This window comes from Solibacillus sp. FSL H8-0538 (assembly GCF_038003525.1).
Taxonomy (GTDB): Bacteria; Bacillota; Bacilli; order Bacillales_A; family Planococcaceae; genus JBBOPI01.
Genome location: NZ_JBBOPI010000001.1, coordinates 2,845,001 through 2,863,710, shown reverse-complemented (window position 1 = coordinate 2,863,710; position 18,710 = coordinate 2,845,001). Strand labels below are relative to the sequence as shown.

Here is an 18,710-nt window from a genome sequence, read left to right as displayed (position 1 = left end):
TAGTATTAAAAATTACATCCGTCTAGTATAACTTATTTCGGTATTCGAAGAAAGTATTGGCATGTGTGATTAGCAGATAATAGTCATCATATGGTACACTGTTACGAGGTATAGAAACGACTTAATCTAAGTATATATACCCTCAAAAATCCACTTATTGAACAAAAGGAGAGACAAATATGTTTCCACAGTTAACGACAGAATTAAATCCTGGTGAAGTATTAGTTGAAATGAACACAACAATGGGTTCAGTTAAAATCAAGCTTTTCCCTGAGCAGGCTCCTAAAACAGTTGAGAACTTTTTAGGTCACGCAAAATCAGGTTATTATGATGGTATTATTTTCCACCGTGTAATTACTGATTTCATGATCCAAGGTGGCGACCCAACTGGTACAGGTATGGGCGGCGAATCAATTTGGGGTAGTTCTTTCGAAGATGAGTTCCATTCAGATTTATTTAACTTACGCGGCGCACTTTCAATGGCGAATGCAGGTCCAGGCACAAACGGTTCTCAGTTCTTTATCGTGCAAATGAAAAACATTTCACCTGACATGATCCGTCAAATGGAGAAAGCTGGATACCCAGAAGAAGTAATTAAAGCATATGCTGAAAATGGTGGTACTCCTTGGTTAGATCACAAACATACTGTATTTGGACAAGTTGTTGAAGGTATGGACATTGTTGACAATATTGCGAACGTTGCTAAAGATATGCGCGATAAACCTAAAGAAGATGTTAAAATTGAATCGATCACAGTTTTTGAATAATATTTAAAGGAAGTGTGAGTAGATGAATCAATTTTTAATGAATTTTTCTGGTGGTTTTATGTATTTCCCTGAAGATAAATCAGGCTATATTCCTGCCGCTATTGAATTTGCCATTTTAATATTTATTGTTTTTGCGACATTTAAATGGATTCGTCGTATTGCGAAACGCCAAGCAGAGCAAACGAAAGAATTAGAAGTACGCGTCATTAGAGAACGCGATGCTCGTTTAGCAAAGGAATTACAAGATTAGATTTTCGCCCAGTCTCTTTAGGAGGCTGGTTTTTTTTGTGGATAAGAAAATATCACTTTTTCAATCACATAAGTAAGGACATCATCTCTCCCTTCTTTGGGGCGAGATGTGTCTTTCAAACGTAAAAAAACATCCTTAGAAGTAAAGCTCACTTCTAAGAATGTTCAATTCACCTTTTTAAATTGATAAGTTAAAAAAATCAAATACAGTAATGGTAAGCTTGCGGTAAAACTAGCGAGCACTAGCCAACTTTCGGTGCTCCAAAGCGAACTTAAGAGCGTGCTTCCACAGGCAACACCGAGATAATAGGAAACTAAGTATAGGCTTGAGGCACTTCCTTTTTGATGTGTTGCCGTACGACTAACTGTAGCGGCAGCTAAGGAATGCGACGTAAAGAAGCCAAAGCATAAAATACATAAGCCAAAAATGACGACCCCAAGTGACGTGCTCAGTGTAGCTAAAATGCCCGCAATCATAATAAAGATTGCAATGGCTCTAACCTTTGCGACTCCTAGGTGATTAGATAGCCAGCTTGCAATGGGGGCGCCAAGAATACCAATCCCGTATGCAAAATATAAGAGCGAAATCGAATCGAGCGTCAGGGAAAAGGGAGGATTAATTAAATAGAACGGAATATATGTCCACACCCCTGTGAATGAAACTTGTAAAATGATTCCGAGTCCAAATAATAAGAGTAGTTTAGGATTTTTTAAATGAAATAAAAAACTTTTAAAATCCTCACGTAGCAGGCGCTCGCTACGCACAAAATTTCGTGACTTTGGTAAGGCGAATAATACAATTATCAAAATAACAGTACCAAAAATACATAACAAGATGAACGCAAGCTGCCATGAATACTGTTCAGACACATAGGCAGTAACGATGCGCCCAATCATTCCGCCTAAAGCATTGCATGAAATATAGAGCGAAGTCGCAAGTGCGCTATACTGACTATCAATTTCTTCCCCAATGTAAGCAATTGCCGCAGCAGGCACCCCTGCTAATGTAAACCCTTGTATGAATCGTAAAATTAGTATGATGAAAAATGAATCGGTGTAAGGAATGAGTAAAAATAGTATTAATGAAAGAAAAATGGAGAGTTTAATAAATAAAACACGTCCATTTCGATCAGAAAAAAATCCAAGTACAATTAACCCTGCAATCAGCGAGACGGTGGTTAGTGACATCGACAAGCTTGCAGAAGAGATTGAAATATTGAATTCACTTGTAAACAAGGGGATGAGGGGCTGAAGCGAATACATTGCAGCAAATATAAACATCGATGCAAGACCTAAGCTCAGCACAATAACCCAAAATTGGCGATCCCTAATTGTGTATCCCTTTGTCATAGGCAATCCCTACTTTTTCATGATTTCAGGTAGCCAAAGTGATAGCTGTGGAATGAACACAACAACCGCTAAGAAAAGAATCATAATGACGATAAATGGGATTACCCCTTTTACAACTTCCCCAAGCTTTTCTTTAGCAATACCACTTACTACGAATAAGTTCAGACCAACAGGAGGCGTAATCATACCAAGCTCCATATTGATTGTCATAATGATTGCGAAGTGAATTAAGTTAATATCAAAGTGTGCAAGGATTGGTAATAAGATTGGCAGTGTAATTAAAATGATTGATACTGCCTCTAAGAACATCCCCATGATGAAGAAGAGTACGTTAATAATGAACATGAACAGCCATTTGTTCAGATCACTATCAGAAATCCATTGTCCAACTAGGTGAGGTACTTGTGCATTTGTTAAATAGAGCCCGAATAAAGAAGCCGCTCCGATAATTAAGAAAATCATCGCTGTAATATTAATCGATTCTACGATAATCGGACGCACATCTGCCCACTTTAGTTCACGATAAATAAAGATGGATACGATTAAACCATAAACAACCGCAATAACAGCTGATTCAGTTGGCGTTACTGCACCAGAGTAAATACTACCTAAAATTAAGATTGGTAAGAAACCGCCCCAAATTGCTTTTAGTGATTTTTTACCACGCTCTGCCATTGAAGCAGGTACATCGCCTTTAAAGCCGTTACGTTTCGCATAAATGATGGCCATAACAATTAAAAGTCCTGTTAAAGCAAGGCCAGGAATAACCCCGGCCATAAATAATTCCCCGATTGATTCCTCAGAAGTAATCCCATAAATGATTAACGGAATACTTGGGGGAATTAAAATTCCTAATGTACCACCAGCAGCTACTAGACCCATAGAATAACGCTTTTCATAGCCAGCAGCAAGCATCGCTGGAATCATGATTGAACCGATTGCAGCAGCCGTTGCAGGAGAAGAACCTGAAATGGCAGCAAAGATCGCACAAGCTAAAATAGTAACTACCGCTAATCCACCAGGTAAATGACCTACCCAAGAGCGCAGGGCTTCAATTAGATATTTAGAAATCCCACCACGAGCCATTAAAATCCCCGCAAGTACGAACCCTGGAATGGCCATCATTGGGAATGAATCAAGCGCTGTAAACATACGCTGAGGCATCATGTCCATATTAAAGTCTGCTTGGAATAATACAAAGATTGTCGCCATTGCTAAACTGATTGCAACAGGCACACGTAAAAATACTAAAACAAAGAAACTAATTAAGAGGATTAGCATAGTTTTCATCCTTTCCGATTAGGATATGTACTAATCGCTCAACGAAGCGTAGTAAGAACAGTACACCTGAAATTGGTAAGATTAAATATATGATCCACATCGGAATACCAACGTCTAAAGATACCATACCAGAATTGAAACGCGTTTCTACTAAAATGTAACCGTAGTATGTATAAATGCCACAAAAAGCAATACTAATTAATGTTGCTACGATATCTAGTACACGTTTCATTTTTGGCTTTAATTTATCGTATAAAATATCTACTTGTATATGTTGGTTATGACGAAGTGCTAAACTGAAGCCTAAGAAAACACCCCAAATAATTGTATAACGTGCGACTTCCTCTACCCATGCTTTTGGTTCATTGAATACGTAACGCATGACAACACCGTAGAAAATTAAGGCAATCCCAACAGTAAAAAACGAGCCAGCAGCTACTTCTTCAATGAATGCCCATGCCTTCTTTAACATTTTCATCGTGTACACTCCTTTATGAGTTTATTCTTGGAAAAGAGGGAGTGCCGGCACGTGGCCGACACTCCGGGTAATTATTTAAGTGCATTAATGCCATCGATTAATTCAGCTGTGATTACTTCGCCGAACTCATCGTACACTGGTTGTAATGCCGCTTTTAATGCATCGCGCTCTTCTTGAGACATTTCATAAACTTCTACAGTGCCAGAGTTTTTGATGTTTTCGAATGATTTTTCATTTTCTTCACCAGCAAGCTCCCACGCAAGAGTAGTTGATTCTTCTAATGCTGCTTCTACTTGTGCTAATAAATCAGCAGGGATTTTTTCCCAGAAAGTTTTATTTACGAAGATGGCATAGTCAAGACGACCATGAGCAGTATTAGAGAAGTATTTTTGAACTTCTTGATATTTTTGTGTATCAAAGTTGTTATAAGTATTTTCTTGTCCGTCTACTGTACCTTGTTGAAGGGCAGCGTATGTTTCACCAAATGCAATTGTTGCAGATCCAGCGTTTAAAGCATGGAATTGTGCTTCTAGTACTTTACCAGCTTGTGCACGGAATTTAAGACCTTTATAGTCTTCGATTGTTACTAAAGGATGTTTATTATTAGAGAAGTGTTTGAAACCGTTTTCCCAGAATACTAAACCTTTAATATCATTTGCTGCTAATTGATCAGAGTTCATTAAATCTTTTGCTAAATCTGAGTTAAAGAATGCGTGTACATGCTCTTGGTTTTCAAATAAGAAAGGCATGTCTACGAATTGCCAACGTGGGTCAAGCTTTACCATTTTTGTTACAGATGGAGCGATCATATGAACGTTTCCAGACATTAACGCATCGAGCTCGTCATTGTCTCCGTATAATTGAGAAGAAGGGTAAACTTCAACTTTTACTTTACCTTCTGTTTTCTCACTAACTAACTTCGCAAATTGCTCAGCCGCTTTCCCCTTAACTGATTCAATTGATGTTACGTGAGAAAATTTAATTACAAGTGGTTTCTCAGCCGTGTACTCACTACCACCAGAAGCTGAAGACGCTTTGTCATCGTTGCCACCACATGCTGTCAAAACAAGTGCGAATACACTTATAATTGACACTAATAGCCATTTTTTCATGATTTATCCCCCTATAGATTGTGTTTTTATTGTTAAAAGAAAGTGCATAGGCGCTTTCTTAATAACCAAAGTTAGTTCGAGAATTTTGGTAAAGCGTTTACATATTTATCTGAATAATTTTTACGATAGTAATCGTAAACGGGTATGTACGCTTTTTCCCATTCTGTAATATCTTCCTCGGATAAGTAGTTGACGTCGATACACGAACAGTTCTCGATATCTTGAAGCTTTTCTTCATTCATTTCTTCGGCAAATTGCCATTGCCATTGTTGTACGTCCTGAAGCGTATCAGTTAAAAGTGTTTGTACATCTTTGGGTAACTTGTTCCAAAATTCGAGATTAAATAATAGAAAATAACCTAAATAGCCATGATTACTAATCGTTAAATAGCTCTGCAAGGAGTGTAGTTTTTTACTAGTAATATTGGACAATGTATTTTCCTGCCCATCAACATTGCCTTCTTGGAGCTGGTTGAAAACGGTGTTAAAGTCAATCCGTTTCGGGTTAGCCCCAACCGTTACAAATTGCTGTTCGATAACATCACTCGGCATAATGCGCATACGCAAGCCGCGCAGATCACTATAATGTGAAATAGGGCGGATGCTATTACTTAACTGCTTAAACCCACTATCCCAAATACCGACAGAAATTAAATTATGTTCGTTTAATTTTTCTGTTAGTGTTAGCCCAACTTCACCATTTGCATAAGCGTGCACTTCCTCGTAATTTCGGAAGGCGTAGGGCAAATCGTAAATAGCAAACTCAGGAATTAAATTTGTAAGTTTTGATGTTGCTGGTGCAATTAGTTGAATGTCACCACGCTGGAGTGCATTCATTTCTTCACCGTCTTTATATAGGGTGCCATTGGAAAATACTTGTACTTCGATGTAGCCTTCACTGCGTTCTTTGACAAGTTGGGCAAATTTGCGGGCTGCCATTCCTTTTGGCGTATCTTCCCCGACGACGTGCGAGAAACGAATAACGATGCGTTGGTCTTCACTTAATTGCTCATAATCGACAGGGTACTGCGTGGAAGATTGACAGGAGACGAGTATAAGCGGAATAAAAAGTAGAAAACCAAATGCAATAATTCCGAATAACTGTTTCATTAAAATCATCTCCTCACATGACCGTTGCAACTAGTTGAATTGTAAACTATAGATAAAAAATAACAATATTATGGTGTTAATGAACATTATGGTATTTGTGATATATTACAAAAATTATTCGGTTTTATCTGTTGTAAAACAAAGAAAACGCCTGTAAACATAGTGTTTACAAGCGTTTAATAGCATTATCTTAGAGAGTAATATTTCGTTGGGCGTCCAACTGTGCCATATTTTAAATCAATATGTACTTTTCCTTTATTTGCTAAAAAAGCTAAATATTTTCGGACGGTTACGCGTGCCATTCCGACATTTTGTGCAAGGAGCTCGGAGGTAATGGCAGCATTTGCGGCAATAAGCCCCTCGATTATTTGTTTCATCGTCATGTCATTTAGTCCTTTTGGTAAGCTAATCCCATCTTCCGTATGCCCAAGCCACTGATCAACATCTTCCTGTTTGAGGGTGCTAGAAATAGGCGTGTTTTTAGATGTACGGTAGTATCCCTGAAGTGCTTTTTGGAAGCGTTCGAAACGGAAAGGTTTAATTAAATAATCGACTGCACCAAGGCGAATTGCTTCTCGTACGGTAGGAGCATCACGTGCGGCAGTAATCAAAATTATATCTGCTGGAATACGATCGCTTCGTAATTTTAAAAATAAATCCATTCCGGTCATATCTGGTAAAAACATATCGAGTAAAATTAAGTTTGGTTGAAGAAGATAAATTTGCTGCAGTGCCTCTTTGCCGGAAGAAGCTTCTCCAACGAGTTGAAAGCCAGTCATTTGGTTTAAGAACCCTTTATTTACTTCAAGTACCATTGGATCGTCTTCTACGATAAATACCGATAAATTCGTCATCGTTTAGTTCATCCCCGCTTTAATTGTTATTGTTGTGCCAATATCGACTTCAGATTTTACATGTACAGTGCCTTTGTTGGAGTCGACAAGTTGCTTCACTAATGCTAAGCCAATGCCATGCCCCTCTCTTTTTTTTGTACTATAACCATATTCAAAAATACGTTGGGCTGGTCCTATAATGCCGTGTCCACTATCTTGTACTTCAATCATGAGCGAATGCTTCGTGCCTTGGATAAGTAGACTAACATCTTGTATTTCCTTTTGCAGACACGCCTCCATCGAATTATCTAGTAGATTGCCGATAATCGTTACCATATCCCCACTTGAAAACCCTGTCATATACTCATCTAAATAAGACTCATCATCAATCATCAGTGAAATCCCAAGTTCCTTTGCCCGTGAATATTTCCCGAGTAATAACCCTTGAATGGAGTAGTCATGTATTTTATCACGCAGGTTTTGCGTCAATTCTTCCTCATCAGAAATTTCATCAATAATTAAGCTAAGCGCGTCTTCGTTACGATTGAGCTGAATAAGCCCTGCAATACTATGTAACCTGTTCATATACTCGTGATGCTGAGCACGAAGCGAATCAACAAGCGTTCGAATGCCTGTCAGTTCTTCGGCAAGCATATGCGCTTCTTTACGGTCTGTCATCATAATTAAATAACCAGCATTGCGATCATTAATACTCATCGGGAAGGTACGGACTAAAAACATTTGATCATACATGAGTAGAGGTCGATAATTGTCATGTGTTTCAAGCTGATCGTCTGCTAGCCACGTTTGATCAAATAACTCAGTTAGTCTTGTTGTATTACCGAAGAAGTGTGTATACTGCCTTGCCAGTCGGTTAATAAACGTAACATTGCCATGTGCATCTGTTGCCAAGATCCCAATATCCATCGCCTGCATTATACTGGAACGTTCTTGTACAATTCGAGCAATCTCATAAGGTTCTAAATTAAGTGTTTGACGTTTCAAATGATTCGCAATTAATACAGAGCCAATAAGCCCAATTAAAATACCCCAAAACAATGAAATTAATATATCCGAACGGTAGTATTTAAAAAGCAAATGCCATTTCGGAGATAGAATCCCTACATTAATGACGCCTACTTGCTTTGTTCCTTCAACATTTAAAATCGGTACAAAAGCCCGAATTGAAAACCCCTGTACACCCTGCCCCTTTGAGATATATTCGTGTTGGGATAATGCTTCATTTTGATCGGTGCCTTCAAAAAGGGTTCCGACCTTCGATTGGGAAGGATGGGAATAGCGAACGCCGTCAGTATCGAAAATAACGATGTAGTCGACATCTGTAGCCAGTCTGATACGCTCTGCAATTGGTTGGATAACCTCAAAACCTTTGTTTGTGCCAACTGTTTTCTGGATATCAGAAAGTTGAGCGACAGTTCGTGCAATGGCAATTGCGCGTGCCCCGAATTCCTTCTCGAACGCACCAGAAATATTGTGAATCATCATCACTCCACTTGTCATAATCGAAAACAACACGATGACAAAGGAGAAAATGAACATTTTTAATCGTAGTGATACATTTTTCATAATTAGCTTCACCCGTTGTGAGCGAGATTTAACACCTCTTTTGAAAGACTGTATTAAATAAGGTAACTCCAATTGAAAAGTCTTAATAAGTATTATATTAACATATATGAGTAAAGTATCTATTTTTTTATTGGTTTATGTTTTTTGTGTTATGAAGTAATAAAAAAGGAGTAGTCCAATTTTACATGGAAACCCCATTTTCAATCATGCAAGTGCTTGTTTAAAGCGACTTACCCCTTCTTGGACAGTGGCAAGGGAACAGGCAACGTTCATGCGTAAAAAGCCCTCACCTGCTTGTCCGTATTTTGTTCCAGGTTCAAGTGCTAGCTTGCCCTTCGTTAAAAGGCGCTCCATTATATCATTCTCCGACAAGCCAGTTTGTCGATAATCGATCCATAATAAATATGTTCCGTCCGGCTGCGTCACTGAAATCCCTTCAAGTGCATTTAATTCCTTCAAAACATAAGCCATATTAATTGATAAGTATGAAATCAGCTTATCTAACCAAGCCTCGCCGTGACTATACGCGGCTTGTACAGCAGCAGAGGCAAATGCGTTCAGCGCCATTTGCCCGTGTGCTTGTGCATTAAGCTCAAGTTGTGCGAGTAGTTTACTATTTGGCACGACCATCATTGCTGCTTGAATCCCAGCTAAGTTAAAGGTTTTTGTTGGTGCAATACAACTAATTATTTTCGCCTTCTCTGCATCCTTCACTGTTAAAATAGGTACGTATTTTTTATTATCAAATATTATATCTGCATGAATTTCATCCGATAGTAAGTAAACTTCATACTGAATACATAGCGAAACGAGCTGTTCTAAATCCTCCCGACTCCAAACTACCCCAGCTGGATTATGTGGGTTACATAAAATATACATTCTCACACCGCGTTTAAACGTTTCCTCCAGCGCGGCAAAATCAAATACATAGCTTCCGTTCTTTTCAACTAAATCGCAAGCTTCAACAACACGGCCCTGTGCAGTTGGAATATTAAAGAAGGGTGGGTAAACTGGAGTAGAAATCGCAACCTTATCTCCCGGTGCTGTAAACGTTTCGATAATGCTCGCAATTGCGGGAACAACCCCGTGATGGAATAAAATGCTTTGAAGATCAATCGTCCAGTTGTAACGGCGTTCAAACCACTGAACAATCGCATCCTTACAGCCATCGCATACATAAGAATAACCAAACACGGGATGCTGGAGACGTTTTTCAATTGCCTCAATAACTTCTTTTGGTGCAGCAAAATCCATGTCAGCTACCCACATAGGTAAAATATCAGACGCATCTGGAATGTTATAAATCTTCTCCATTTGATCCCATTTAAAAGATTGAGATTTTCTTCGACTAACGGTTTCATTAAAAATAGACATACAAAATCACTCTTTTCTTTTTGATATTCTACGTAATATGTTATCATACGAAATAACATTATGAGTAGTCAGGTGAGGAAAAATGGAAAATGTGGAAATGAACCAAAAGTCGGTACATATGTTAGCAGCATGGGATCCTTTCAATCTAGGAGTAAACAGCTATGATACAGAAACAGCGGATGTCGTTGCTGCATTACAAGGTATAGATGATCCTACAGAACTCGCTAAAGTTATTCAAACAGTATATGAGCATTCGTTTGAACAATGGATTCCGTTTGAAAACTGTGTGACAATCGCGTATAAACTGATTGCGATAAAGTTTGAGGCGAAGTGTATTATTTAAATTTATTTTATTAACGGCTTTTTTTTTTAAAGAAATACGAAAATAGATGATTTGAATATACGACTTAACTGTAAATAAGTGTCATTGACGCTTAATTTCAAATAAGTTGTAGCTCAATCTCACCAATTGAGACAAATCCCGTTAGAAAATTATGTCTCAGCAAATAATGTGGGATAATTGGATATGAGTGATTTATTTTTGGCTATGTTAAACAACATTTTTGTTTTTATGAAAGGAAACAATACTAGTGAAAACTTACTGGAGCTGATCCTTGCACAGGAGGAGGGCAAACATGCGAGCCCAATGCGACATCGCCTCCACGATCACCATCACGTTGTCCTTTAGCACGGTGGGGTTAGCTAAAAACAACAGTAGCGTGAACCCTCGCCTTATTAGTAATGCACTCGAAAAACTACAATGAATTTCTCAGGACCAATAGAAAAGAGGCAGATCACGTTTTATTGTGATTTGCCTTTTTTCTAATGCTTATAGGCCGTCCATTAAATTTGATGCTGGCACTTCTAAAACCGTTGATAACTTTAAAATTGTTTGAATGGAAGGAGTGAGTTCACCCTTCTCATAAGAAGCAAGTTTATCAACGCCTACTTGAGTTTTTTTAGACAACTCTTCAAGCGACAAATTGCGTTCTTGACGTAAAATTTTTAGTTGTTCGTGAAATTGTATATTCAAGTTTCGAGCACTTCCTCTCCAAATTTGTTAGTAATTTTAATATATATATGAAAAGCGCATAGAGTAAATGAAGTTTTCTTGTCTAAAAATCAAATTAAAAAGAGCATTTATCCAGATGATAAATGCTCTTCTCTTAGCCTAATACGCTATTTAATAAAATGACTAAAATGGCAATTGGTGCAATAAAGCGAACGATGATGAGCCATGTCCAGTAAATAAAGGGAGATGACTGCATTTCTTCGCGTGAGATTTTTTTTGAATAGTGGAAGCCTGCAAATAATGAAATCATCAGTGCACCAATCGGCAATAAAATACCACTCGTTAAATAATCAACGAAATCAAAAATCGATTTATCTAAAATCTTTAGATCCGATAGTAAGCCAAATGATAAAGCACTTGGAATCCCAATTACAAAAATAATAATGGCAAAAATCCATGTTGCTTTTTTTCGTGTTTGCGTTTTGTTCCCAATTCCAATAGCCACAACAACTTCAAGCAGTGCAATCGAAGATGTTACAGTAGCGAATAATAACAAAATGAAGAAAACAATTAATAATATACTGCCCATTGGCAATTGTTCAAACACAGCTGGGATCATAATGAAAACTAGTCCAGGTCCTTGTTCCGGTGAATAATCAAGCGCGAAAACAGCAGGGAAGATGACAAGTCCCGCTAAAAGGGAAATAATAATATTCATCGCTGCCACATTCACTGCAGAATTAACGATCTTTTCTGATTTTGCTAAATATGAAGCGTACGTAATCATGGCACAAACACCTAAGCTTAATGAAAAGAATGCTTGTCCAAGTGCTAACACTAACGTATCTACATTAAAGTACGACCAATCTGGTATGAACATAAACTTAATGCCTTCAACAGCACCATCTAACGTAATAGAACGTATAAATAACAAAATGAAGAAAATGAAAAGTAATGGCATCATCCATTTACTAGCAACTTCTATACCACCTTTAATGCCTGCCTGAACAATAAGTAATGTTAGTAGCATAAAAGTCCCTTGAGCAAAGATAGCTTCCCACGGATTAGTAATTAAATCATTAAATAACAAGGCGAAATTTAAGCCCTTCCCTGTTAAACTAAAGGTTAGAGCACGGAATAAATAACTTAAAATCCAGCCACCCACAACACTATAAAACGACAAAATAAGACCTGCCGCGATTAATCCAATCCATCCAACCGTATACCAAGGCTTTCCTGGTGCCTGCTCCTTGAATGAATTAATTGGGTCCCTCTGTCCACGTCTTCCAATCATAAACTCTGATATTAAAATAGGGAGTCCTATAAAAATCGTACATAAAATGAATAGTAAGATGAATACACTACCACCATTTGTCCCGGCCATATAAGGGAATTTCCAAATAGCGCCCAGTCCAATTGCACTACCAGCAGCAGCGAGGATAAAACCAATCCTAGATGTGAAATGATCTCTAGATGACAAAATACTACCTCCTTAAAATGTATAACAAGTAACTATTCTACAATATTTTAATGCGATAAACAAAATATTTTAAGCAATTGTAAAAAAATTTGAAATATAGCTTGAAAACAGGTACAGAAGGATATATCTAACTATAATTCACTGCTCTTTTGTATAAGAATTTGCTCGTATAATAAGGCCACAGCAAATAAAATATACTTACAAAAATCCCTTAATCAAGAGAGTGCTGTCTGTAATATTGAACCAATTTGCTAGGTTAAGGGGATTCTTTGTTCCGATTGTTACCATATGTTATAATTTAACATGACATTTTCGTATATAAAGAATAGAAGGTAGGAACAAAGTTATGGCCAAAAAATATGAAGTAGGTGACGTGCTAACTGGCAAAGTAACTGGAATCCAACCTTACGGAGCTTTTGTTGCTTTAGATGAACAAACGCAAGGTCTCGTTCATATTTCTGAAATAACATATGGTTTTGTAAAGGATGTTGGTGAGTTTTTAAAAGTTGGCGATGAAATTACGGTGAAAGTACTTGAAGTCGATGAAACATCGAAAAAGATTAGCCTATCCATCCGTATTTTACAAGAAGCACCTCCTCAAAGAAAAAAAGAAGTCCTGCCACGTAAATCACTCCAGGACCGCGTAAATGAAGTAGATGCGGACGGCTTCCAATTATTAAAAGATAAACTCCAAGAGTGGATTGAACAATCTGGCCAGTAAAAATAAGCGGTGAACGCTCGTCTATTTTTGAAGAACGTTTCTCGTATTTTATTTTGGTGGATAACAAAGCTTAACTTTCGCATTCACAAAAGGAAGGACATCAACTCGCCCTATTTTTGGGGAGTTGTGTCTTTCTAATAAAGAGGTTTACATGGCAAGGCGAAAATTTGTAATTCAAAAATACTTTTAGTTCTGAAGACTTTCACGCTAATAGGACTTAAATTCGCTAAACGCCTCTTTTTTTAATAAAATATAAGGTCTCTAAACCTGGTTATGTAAAAAAAACGTTAAAAGTGTTCAAAATGTGACAAAATAATAGACAAAGTTTAGAAGAAGTGTGATACAATGTTTGCGATATAACATCACACATTAAACTTTAAAGAGGCGAAATTAAAATGGCTGAAAATTTAAACCTGTTTACATCAACTCAAGTAGTAATCGAAGATGCTTTAAGCAAACTTGGTTATGACGAAGCAATGTTCGAGTTATTAAAAGAACCTATTCGTATGCTTTCTGTACGTATCCCTGTAAAAATGGATGACGGCTCAACGAAAGTATTCACTGGGTACCGTGCACAACATAATGATGCAGTTGGACCTACTAAAGGTGGGGTACGTTTCCACCCAATGGTAAGTGAAGAGGAAGTGAAAGCGCTTTCTATGTGGATGACACTTAAATGTGGTATCGTAGATCTTCCGTACGGCGGTGGTAAAGGTGGGGTTATATGTGACCCACGTGAAATGTCTATGGGTGAATTAGAACGTTTAAGCCGTGGCTATGTACGTGCGATTAAACAATTCGTAGGTCCTACAAAAGATATTCCAGCACCAGACGTATTCACGAACGCGCAAATTATGGCATGGATGATGGATGAATATAGCCGTATGGATGAGTTTAACTCACCAGGCTTTATCACAGGTAAACCTCTTGTTCTGGGTGGTTCACAAGGTCGTGACCGTGCAACGGCAGAAGGTGTAACAATTGTTATTGAAGAAGCAGCAAAAAAACGTAATCTTGATATTAAAGGCGCTCGTATTGTTATCCAAGGTTTCGGTAACGCAGGTAGCTTCTTAGCAAAATTCATGAGTGATTTAGGTGCGAAAGTTATCGGTATTTCTGATGCACACGGCGCACTTCATGATCCAAACGGTTTAGATATTGATTACTTATTAGACCGTCGTGATTCATTCGGTACGGTAACAACATTATTCGAAAACACAATTTCGAATCAAGAACTACTAGAATTAGATTGCGATATTTTAGTACCGGCTGCAATTGAAAACCAAATTACTGCTGAAAATGCTCATAATATTAAAGCAAGCATCGTAGTAGAAGCAGCTAACGGCCCAACTACTACTGAAGCCACAAAAATCTTAACTGAACGCGGCATCCTTTTAGTGCCAGACGTATTAGCATCTGCTGGTGGTGTAACAGTATCTTACTTTGAGTGGGTACAAAACAACCAAGGCTACTACTGGACTGAAGAAGAAGTACGCGAAAAATTATATGCAAAAATGGTTACAGCATTTGAAAACGTTTATACAACTGCAACAAACCGTAACATCGATATGCGCTTAGCAGCATATATGGTTGGTGTGCGCCGTACTGCTGAAGCATCTCGCTTCCGTGGATGGGTATAAGTATTACAATAGCTAAATAATGAAATCCTCATTCAAGTAGAAAAACTTGAATGAGGATTTTTTTGTTGTTAAGGAAATTATAAAATTTCGCCATGTGGACAATTTTTAAAAAAGTAAATGCAACGTCTAGGCTAAAGCGCCATCCCCTCGAGGTCGCTTCGGTCCCTCGGGCGAAGGCAAAGAGAGCGCCTTCACTTCGGGCTCGAAAGCAGCTGTCGGGGCTAAGCAGGCGCTTTAGCGCTTTTGTTCGTGGATAAGATCGTATAAGTTTCATCATCTTACCGTATTTCGGGACGAGAGGAGTCTTTCTAATTCTCTACTAATACAATTACAAAATTATTAGTATTGTCCTTACAATATGAATAACATTGTATTTAGTACTGTTTGAAGCACCTTACTTCCATAAATGGATATACATATGAGAAAATGGCTAAGTAAAGTTTCATTATTTACTTAACTAAATAATTCAGGAAATTGTCTCACCCTTTTTGGGGGTGAAGTGTGCCTTTCTAATAGTTAAGGAAATTAGAAAATGTTGCCTTGTGGAGAACATATAAATAAGTAAAAGTAACTTCTAGGTAATAGTGCTTTCGCCAGAGGACTCGCAAGTAGTTTGTCAGGGCTAATAATCAGGCGCTTTTGTTCGTACATAAAAAGGAGGATAAATAAATGAATACATTTTCTTTTTACAATCCGGTAAAGTTACATTTCGGGAAAGGTGCTTTACAAGAGTTGGGTAAAGAATTACCTACTTATGGTAACAGAGTGCTCGTCGTTTATGGTGGGGGTAGCATTAAAAGCAATGGGATATATGATGAAGTAACGGCGGCACTTGGAAAACTTAATGTAACAGTATTTGAACTGGCTGGCGTCGAACCAAACCCACGCGTTGAAACGGCTCGTAAAGGTATAGAAATCTGTAAGAGCGAGGATATCGATTTTATTTTAGCGGTAGGTGGTGGTTCAGTTATTGATTGCGTGAAGTTAATCGCGGCTGGCGCAAAAAGTAATGCAGATGCATGGGATTTGGTCATTCGTAAGGCCCCTGCTAATGACGCATTGCCGTTCGGAGTTGTATTAACTTTAGCGGCAACAGGCTCTGAGATGAATGCAGGTTCGGTTATTACAAATGAGGAAACGGAAGAGAAATTTGGTTGGGGTAGTGCACCATATACATTCCCTAAGTTCTCTATATTGGATCCGACCTATACATTTTCGGTGCCTAAAAACCACACAGTTTACGGCATGGTCGATATCATGTCGCATTGCTTCGAACAATATTTTAATAACGCAACAAATACACCGATTACCGATGAAATGACAGAAGGTGTGTTAAGAACGGTCGTTAATATAGCGCCAAAGTTAATAGAGGATTTAGAAAATTACGAGCTGCGTGAGACAATTTTACTTGCGGGTACAGTTGGGTTAAATAACTTTTTATCAATGGGTTCCCGAGGAGATTGGGGATCTCATAATATTGAACATGCCATATCAGCGGTATATGACATTCCGCATGCAGGGGGATTAGCGATTTTATTCCCGAACTGGATGCGTCATAATTTACATGTGAATCCTGAGCGCTTTGCTCAAATGGCTACGCGTGTATTTGGAGTTAGTACGGAAGGGAAAACGACTGAGGAAGTGGCACTTGCTGGAATTGACCGTCTAAGTTCATTCTGGTCTTCATTAGGTGCGCCGAGTCGGTTAGCGGATTATAATATTGACGACAATCAGTTTGATAAAATTGTCGAGCATGCGATGATAAACGGCCCCTTCGGAAACTTTGCCAAACTACAAGCGAGCGATGTACGCGAAATTTTAGAAATGTCATTATAAATAAGAAACGGGGCAGTTCTCAAATTAAATTGGAACTGTCCCGCTTTTGTTCTTGTTAAGGAAATTATAAAATTTCGCCATGTGGTTAACAATCAAATAAGTAAATGCAACGTCTAGGCTAAAGCGCCAGTCCTTCGAGGTCGCTTCGATCCCTCGGGCGAAGGCAAAGAGCGCGCCTTCACTTCGGACTCGCAAGCAGCTTGTCCGGGCTAAGCAGGCGCTTTAGCGCTTTTGTTCTTAAATCATTCCTTTTTCGTTGGGTTCTTTCGATACAATATGTTTCCAATCAAGTGTCCCGTCATCTTCATCAAAAGCGATGGTTACTTTTGTTACGCCCTTTTGACTTAATAACATCTCTGATAAATGATCGCGTACATCATCAAGATACGCTAATGATAAATTGGGGTCTGTTTCGGCAATCAATTCCACATGTAAAAATTCGCCTTCCTTCACTACTTCTAACCGAGCAATATCATCTACATTTGGGTCTTGCATAACGAGTGTTCCGATATGAACGAGCATTTCCTCATCAGTTTCGCCGATTGCTCCCCGCGCATTATCAAGGAACACACGACCCACTACATAAAACATCATTAGTCCAATAACTATGGATACGAGTCCTTCTAAGCGGTACCAACCTGTAAAGTGAGCGATTAATATCGCAACAAATGCTAGGACATTCCCGCTTGTTGCGACTAAATCCTCCATCCAAACGAGCTTTGTGGCAGGTTTTGCTCGTTTTAAATAGGTAGCAGATTGAAATACTGCTAAAAATCCTTTGCTGTCAACGCCAACTTCGTGCAACACTTCTTTTGCAGCTTTATGAAGTACGGCACCCTCTAAAATGGTTCCGAGCGCTAGAACTCCCAGTGCAATCCACATGCCTGTTGATTCAGTAGCGGGATGTACAAAATGATGCCAACCTTCTTTAATCGTTTCGTAAGACAAAATACCAACGATTAACACAGCACCTAAACAGACAAGGTTAACAACTCGCCCGTAGCCGTTAGGAAACTGTGGTGTTGGTGCTTTTTTGGATAAGGCGGAGCCGATAAAAACGAAAAATTGGTTTGCCGCATCACCGAGTGAATGCATCATTTCCGCAAACATTGCAACATTCCCTGTTAAGAAAAATGCAACACCTTTAATGATGCCTAAAAATGTGTTTACAAATGCTGCTAATAAAGAAGGTTTATTCCCCCCTTTTAATAAAGAGAAAATTTCTTTCATAAAAAAACGCCTCCGTTATGCTAAGTATTCTATTTCGATTCGTTCGATATAAGTTAATGTGTGGAGTGTATTATAAAGTGACACGGTATTATTGTTTCTATAGGTAGAAAAGCGAATATCTACCTCGTGGAAATCTTTAGTATGATATGGAATATCCTTTATGCGAATATTTTCAACCATCATATCATGTTCCTTCATATAAGTAATAAGTGTCTCAATATGTGAAACCTCACTAATCAGAATCTTAAGTGAAACTTCGCGCATGCGTAAGCGTCTAGGTCCGATTTTTAATAGGAACGGAGCCAAGAGCTCGATACCAATCACGACAATTACAACTGTAACAAATGCTTGAAAATAAAAACCTGCTCCAACAGCAATACCGATACCAGCAGCTCCCCATATCATAGCGGCTGTCGTCAAACCCGTAATGCTATCATTTCCTTTTCGTAAAATAACACCGGCACCTAGAAAACCAATCCCGCTTACAACCTGTGCAGCTAGACGAAGCGGATCCATTGTAATATTAATATCATTACGCGCGGGTGTAGAATAAGCCGTTTCAATCGAAATAATTGTCAGCAGACAACTGAATGTAGCAATCACTAAACTTGTTTTCAACCCAACCGGCTTCTTTTTAAGTTCCCTCTCAAT

Annotated in this window: 18 protein-coding genes (1 of these 18 cut by a window edge); 6 read left to right on the top strand and 12 right to left on the bottom strand. The window is 38.4% G+C overall.

The window, feature by feature from the left end:
- Nucleotides 1–179: 179 nt before the first annotated feature.
- Both MHH87_RS13695 and MHH87_RS13690 read left to right on the top strand, forming a co-directional pair.
- The gene (locus MHH87_RS13695) at nucleotides 180–767 is read left to right on the top strand and encodes a peptidylprolyl isomerase (protein ID WP_340749820.1); all 588 of its coding nucleotides are present in this window, start codon (nucleotides 180–182) and stop codon (nucleotides 765–767) included.
- A gap of 22 nt (nucleotides 768–789) precedes the next feature.
- Nucleotides 790–1,017: a hypothetical protein gene (locus tag MHH87_RS13690; RefSeq protein WP_340749819.1), complete on the top strand. Its 228-nt coding sequence runs from the start codon at nucleotides 790–792 to the stop codon at nucleotides 1,015–1,017.
- A gap of 164 nt (nucleotides 1,018–1,181) precedes the next feature.
- Here MHH87_RS13690 and MHH87_RS13685 read toward each other — a convergent pair whose 3' ends face one another.
- The 8 genes from MHH87_RS13685 to MHH87_RS13650 all read right to left on the bottom strand — a co-directional run bounded on the left by MHH87_RS13685 (nucleotide 1,182) and on the right by MHH87_RS13650 (nucleotide 10,140).
- Nucleotides 1,182–2,366 (bottom strand): MFS transporter, encoded by a 1,185-nt coding sequence (locus MHH87_RS13685; protein ID WP_340749818.1) that lies wholly within the window; start codon nucleotides 2,364–2,366, stop codon nucleotides 1,182–1,184.
- Nucleotides 2,367–2,375: 9 nt separating this feature from the next.
- Nucleotides 2,376–3,647 carry a TRAP transporter large permease gene (locus tag MHH87_RS13680; RefSeq protein WP_445683096.1) on the bottom strand — a complete coding sequence of 424 codons (1,272 nt, stop codon included), beginning with the start codon at nucleotides 3,645–3,647 and terminating at the stop codon, nucleotides 2,376–2,378.
- On the bottom strand, nucleotides 3,628–4,125 hold the full coding sequence (locus tag MHH87_RS13675) for a TRAP transporter small permease (protein ID WP_340749815.1): 498 nt from the start codon (nucleotides 4,123–4,125) through the stop codon (nucleotides 3,628–3,630). Before MHH87_RS13675 ends, MHH87_RS13680 begins: the two co-directional genes overlap by 20 nt.
- A gap of 71 nt (nucleotides 4,126–4,196) precedes the next feature.
- Complete coding sequence (locus tag MHH87_RS13670; protein WP_340749814.1) at nucleotides 4,197–5,237, bottom strand: DctP family TRAP transporter solute-binding subunit; 1,041 nt, start codon at nucleotides 5,235–5,237, stop codon at nucleotides 4,197–4,199.
- A 71-nt stretch (nucleotides 5,238–5,308) separates the two neighbouring features.
- Entirely contained in the window at nucleotides 5,309–6,346 is a 1,038-nt protein-coding gene (locus MHH87_RS13665) for a DctP family TRAP transporter solute-binding subunit (RefSeq protein ID WP_340749813.1), read from the bottom strand.
- A gap of 185 nt (nucleotides 6,347–6,531) precedes the next feature.
- Nucleotides 6,532–7,200, bottom strand: a complete 669-nt coding sequence (locus MHH87_RS13660; protein ID WP_340749812.1) for a response regulator — start codon at nucleotides 7,198–7,200, stop codon at nucleotides 6,532–6,534.
- A 3-nt stretch (nucleotides 7,201–7,203) separates the two neighbouring features.
- Nucleotides 7,204–8,766, bottom strand: a complete 1,563-nt coding sequence (locus MHH87_RS13655; protein ID WP_340749811.1) for a sensor histidine kinase — start codon at nucleotides 8,764–8,766, stop codon at nucleotides 7,204–7,206.
- Between the two features lie 204 nt (nucleotides 8,767–8,970).
- Nucleotides 8,971–10,140, bottom strand: coding sequence for a MalY/PatB family protein (locus MHH87_RS13650; RefSeq protein WP_340749810.1), 1,170 nt, complete (start codon nucleotides 10,138–10,140; stop codon nucleotides 8,971–8,973).
- 82 nt (nucleotides 10,141–10,222) lie between these two features.
- Between MHH87_RS13650 and MHH87_RS13645 the strand changes: the two genes are divergently transcribed.
- Complete coding sequence (locus MHH87_RS13645; RefSeq protein ID WP_340749809.1) at nucleotides 10,223–10,483, top strand: DUF1871 family protein; 261 nt, start codon at nucleotides 10,223–10,225, stop codon at nucleotides 10,481–10,483.
- A 486-nt stretch (nucleotides 10,484–10,969) separates the two neighbouring features.
- Here the strand turns inward: MHH87_RS13645 and MHH87_RS13640 are convergent, their stop codons facing one another.
- Complete coding sequence (locus tag MHH87_RS13640; protein WP_340749808.1) at nucleotides 10,970–11,173, bottom strand: helix-turn-helix domain-containing protein; 204 nt, start codon at nucleotides 11,171–11,173, stop codon at nucleotides 10,970–10,972.
- Between the two features lie 133 nt (nucleotides 11,174–11,306).
- Nucleotides 11,307–12,632, bottom strand: a complete 1,326-nt coding sequence (locus MHH87_RS13635) for a sodium-dependent transporter (RefSeq protein WP_340749807.1) — start codon at nucleotides 12,630–12,632, stop codon at nucleotides 11,307–11,309.
- A gap of 346 nt (nucleotides 12,633–12,978) precedes the next feature.
- Here MHH87_RS13635 and yugI point away from each other — a divergent pair, with 346 nt between their 5' ends.
- From yugI to MHH87_RS13620, 3 genes are all read left to right on the top strand, one after another.
- Entirely contained in the window at nucleotides 12,979–13,353 is a 375-nt protein-coding gene (gene yugI, locus MHH87_RS13630; RefSeq protein ID WP_340749806.1) for a S1 domain-containing post-transcriptional regulator GSP13, read from the top strand.
- 395 nt (nucleotides 13,354–13,748) lie between these two features.
- A complete protein-coding gene (locus MHH87_RS13625; RefSeq protein ID WP_340749805.1) occupies nucleotides 13,749–14,993 on the top strand; it encodes a Glu/Leu/Phe/Val family dehydrogenase in 1,245 nt (414 codons plus the stop codon).
- A 669-nt stretch (nucleotides 14,994–15,662) separates the two neighbouring features.
- Complete coding sequence (locus MHH87_RS13620; RefSeq protein WP_340749804.1) at nucleotides 15,663–16,829, top strand: iron-containing alcohol dehydrogenase; 1,167 nt, start codon at nucleotides 15,663–15,665, stop codon at nucleotides 16,827–16,829.
- A gap of 237 nt (nucleotides 16,830–17,066) precedes the next feature.
- Here the strand turns inward: MHH87_RS13620 and MHH87_RS13615 are convergent, their stop codons facing one another.
- Nucleotides 17,067–18,059 (bottom strand): cation diffusion facilitator family transporter, encoded by a 993-nt coding sequence (locus MHH87_RS13615; protein WP_340749803.1) that lies wholly within the window; start codon nucleotides 18,057–18,059, stop codon nucleotides 17,067–17,069.
- A 15-nt stretch (nucleotides 18,060–18,074) separates the two neighbouring features.
- Nucleotides 18,075–18,710, bottom strand: the 3' portion of a protein-coding gene (locus MHH87_RS13610) for an MgtC/SapB family protein (RefSeq protein WP_340749802.1). The gene runs 84 nt beyond the window's last position; the window shows 636 of its 720 coding nt (coding positions 85–720); its start codon lies beyond the right edge, outside the window; it ends in the stop codon at nucleotides 18,075–18,077.

Bases quoted from the DNA above. Each gene is read 5' to 3' on its own strand.
- MHH87_RS13695 (WP_340749820.1), top strand. From the start codon at position 180: ATGTTTCCACAGTTAACGACAGAATTAAATCCTGGTGAAGTATTAGTT.
- MHH87_RS13690 (WP_340749819.1), top strand. From the start codon at position 790: ATGAATCAATTTTTAATGAATTTTTCTGGTGGTTTTATGTATTTCCCT.
- MHH87_RS13685 (WP_340749818.1), bottom strand. From the start codon at position 2,366: ATGACAAAGGGATACACAATTAGGGATCGCCAATTTTGGGTTATTGTG.
- MHH87_RS13680 (WP_445683096.1), bottom strand. From the start codon at position 3,647: ATGCTAATCCTCTTAATTAGTTTCTTTGTTTTAGTATTTTTACGTGTG.
- MHH87_RS13675 (WP_340749815.1), bottom strand. From the start codon at position 4,125: ATGAAAATGTTAAAGAAGGCATGGGCATTCATTGAAGAAGTAGCTGCT.
- MHH87_RS13670 (WP_340749814.1), bottom strand. From the start codon at position 5,237: ATGAAAAAATGGCTATTAGTGTCAATTATAAGTGTATTCGCACTTGTT.
- MHH87_RS13665 (WP_340749813.1), bottom strand. From the start codon at position 6,346: ATGAAACAGTTATTCGGAATTATTGCATTTGGTTTTCTACTTTTTATT.
- MHH87_RS13660 (WP_340749812.1), bottom strand. From the start codon at position 7,200: ATGACGAATTTATCGGTATTTATCGTAGAAGACGATCCAATGGTACTT.
- MHH87_RS13655 (WP_340749811.1), bottom strand. From the start codon at position 8,766: ATGAAAAATGTATCACTACGATTAAAAATGTTCATTTTCTCCTTTGTC.
- MHH87_RS13650 (WP_340749810.1), bottom strand. From the start codon at position 10,140: ATGTCTATTTTTAATGAAACCGTTAGTCGAAGAAAATCTCAATCTTTT.
- MHH87_RS13645 (WP_340749809.1), top strand. From the start codon at position 10,223: ATGGAAAATGTGGAAATGAACCAAAAGTCGGTACATATGTTAGCAGCA.
- yugI (WP_340749806.1), top strand. From the start codon at position 12,979: ATGGCCAAAAAATATGAAGTAGGTGACGTGCTAACTGGCAAAGTAACT.
- MHH87_RS13625 (WP_340749805.1), top strand. From the start codon at position 13,749: ATGGCTGAAAATTTAAACCTGTTTACATCAACTCAAGTAGTAATCGAA.
- MHH87_RS13620 (WP_340749804.1), top strand. From the start codon at position 15,663: ATGAATACATTTTCTTTTTACAATCCGGTAAAGTTACATTTCGGGAAA.
- MHH87_RS13615 (WP_340749803.1), bottom strand. From the start codon at position 18,059: ATGAAAGAAATTTTCTCTTTATTAAAAGGGGGGAATAAACCTTCTTTA.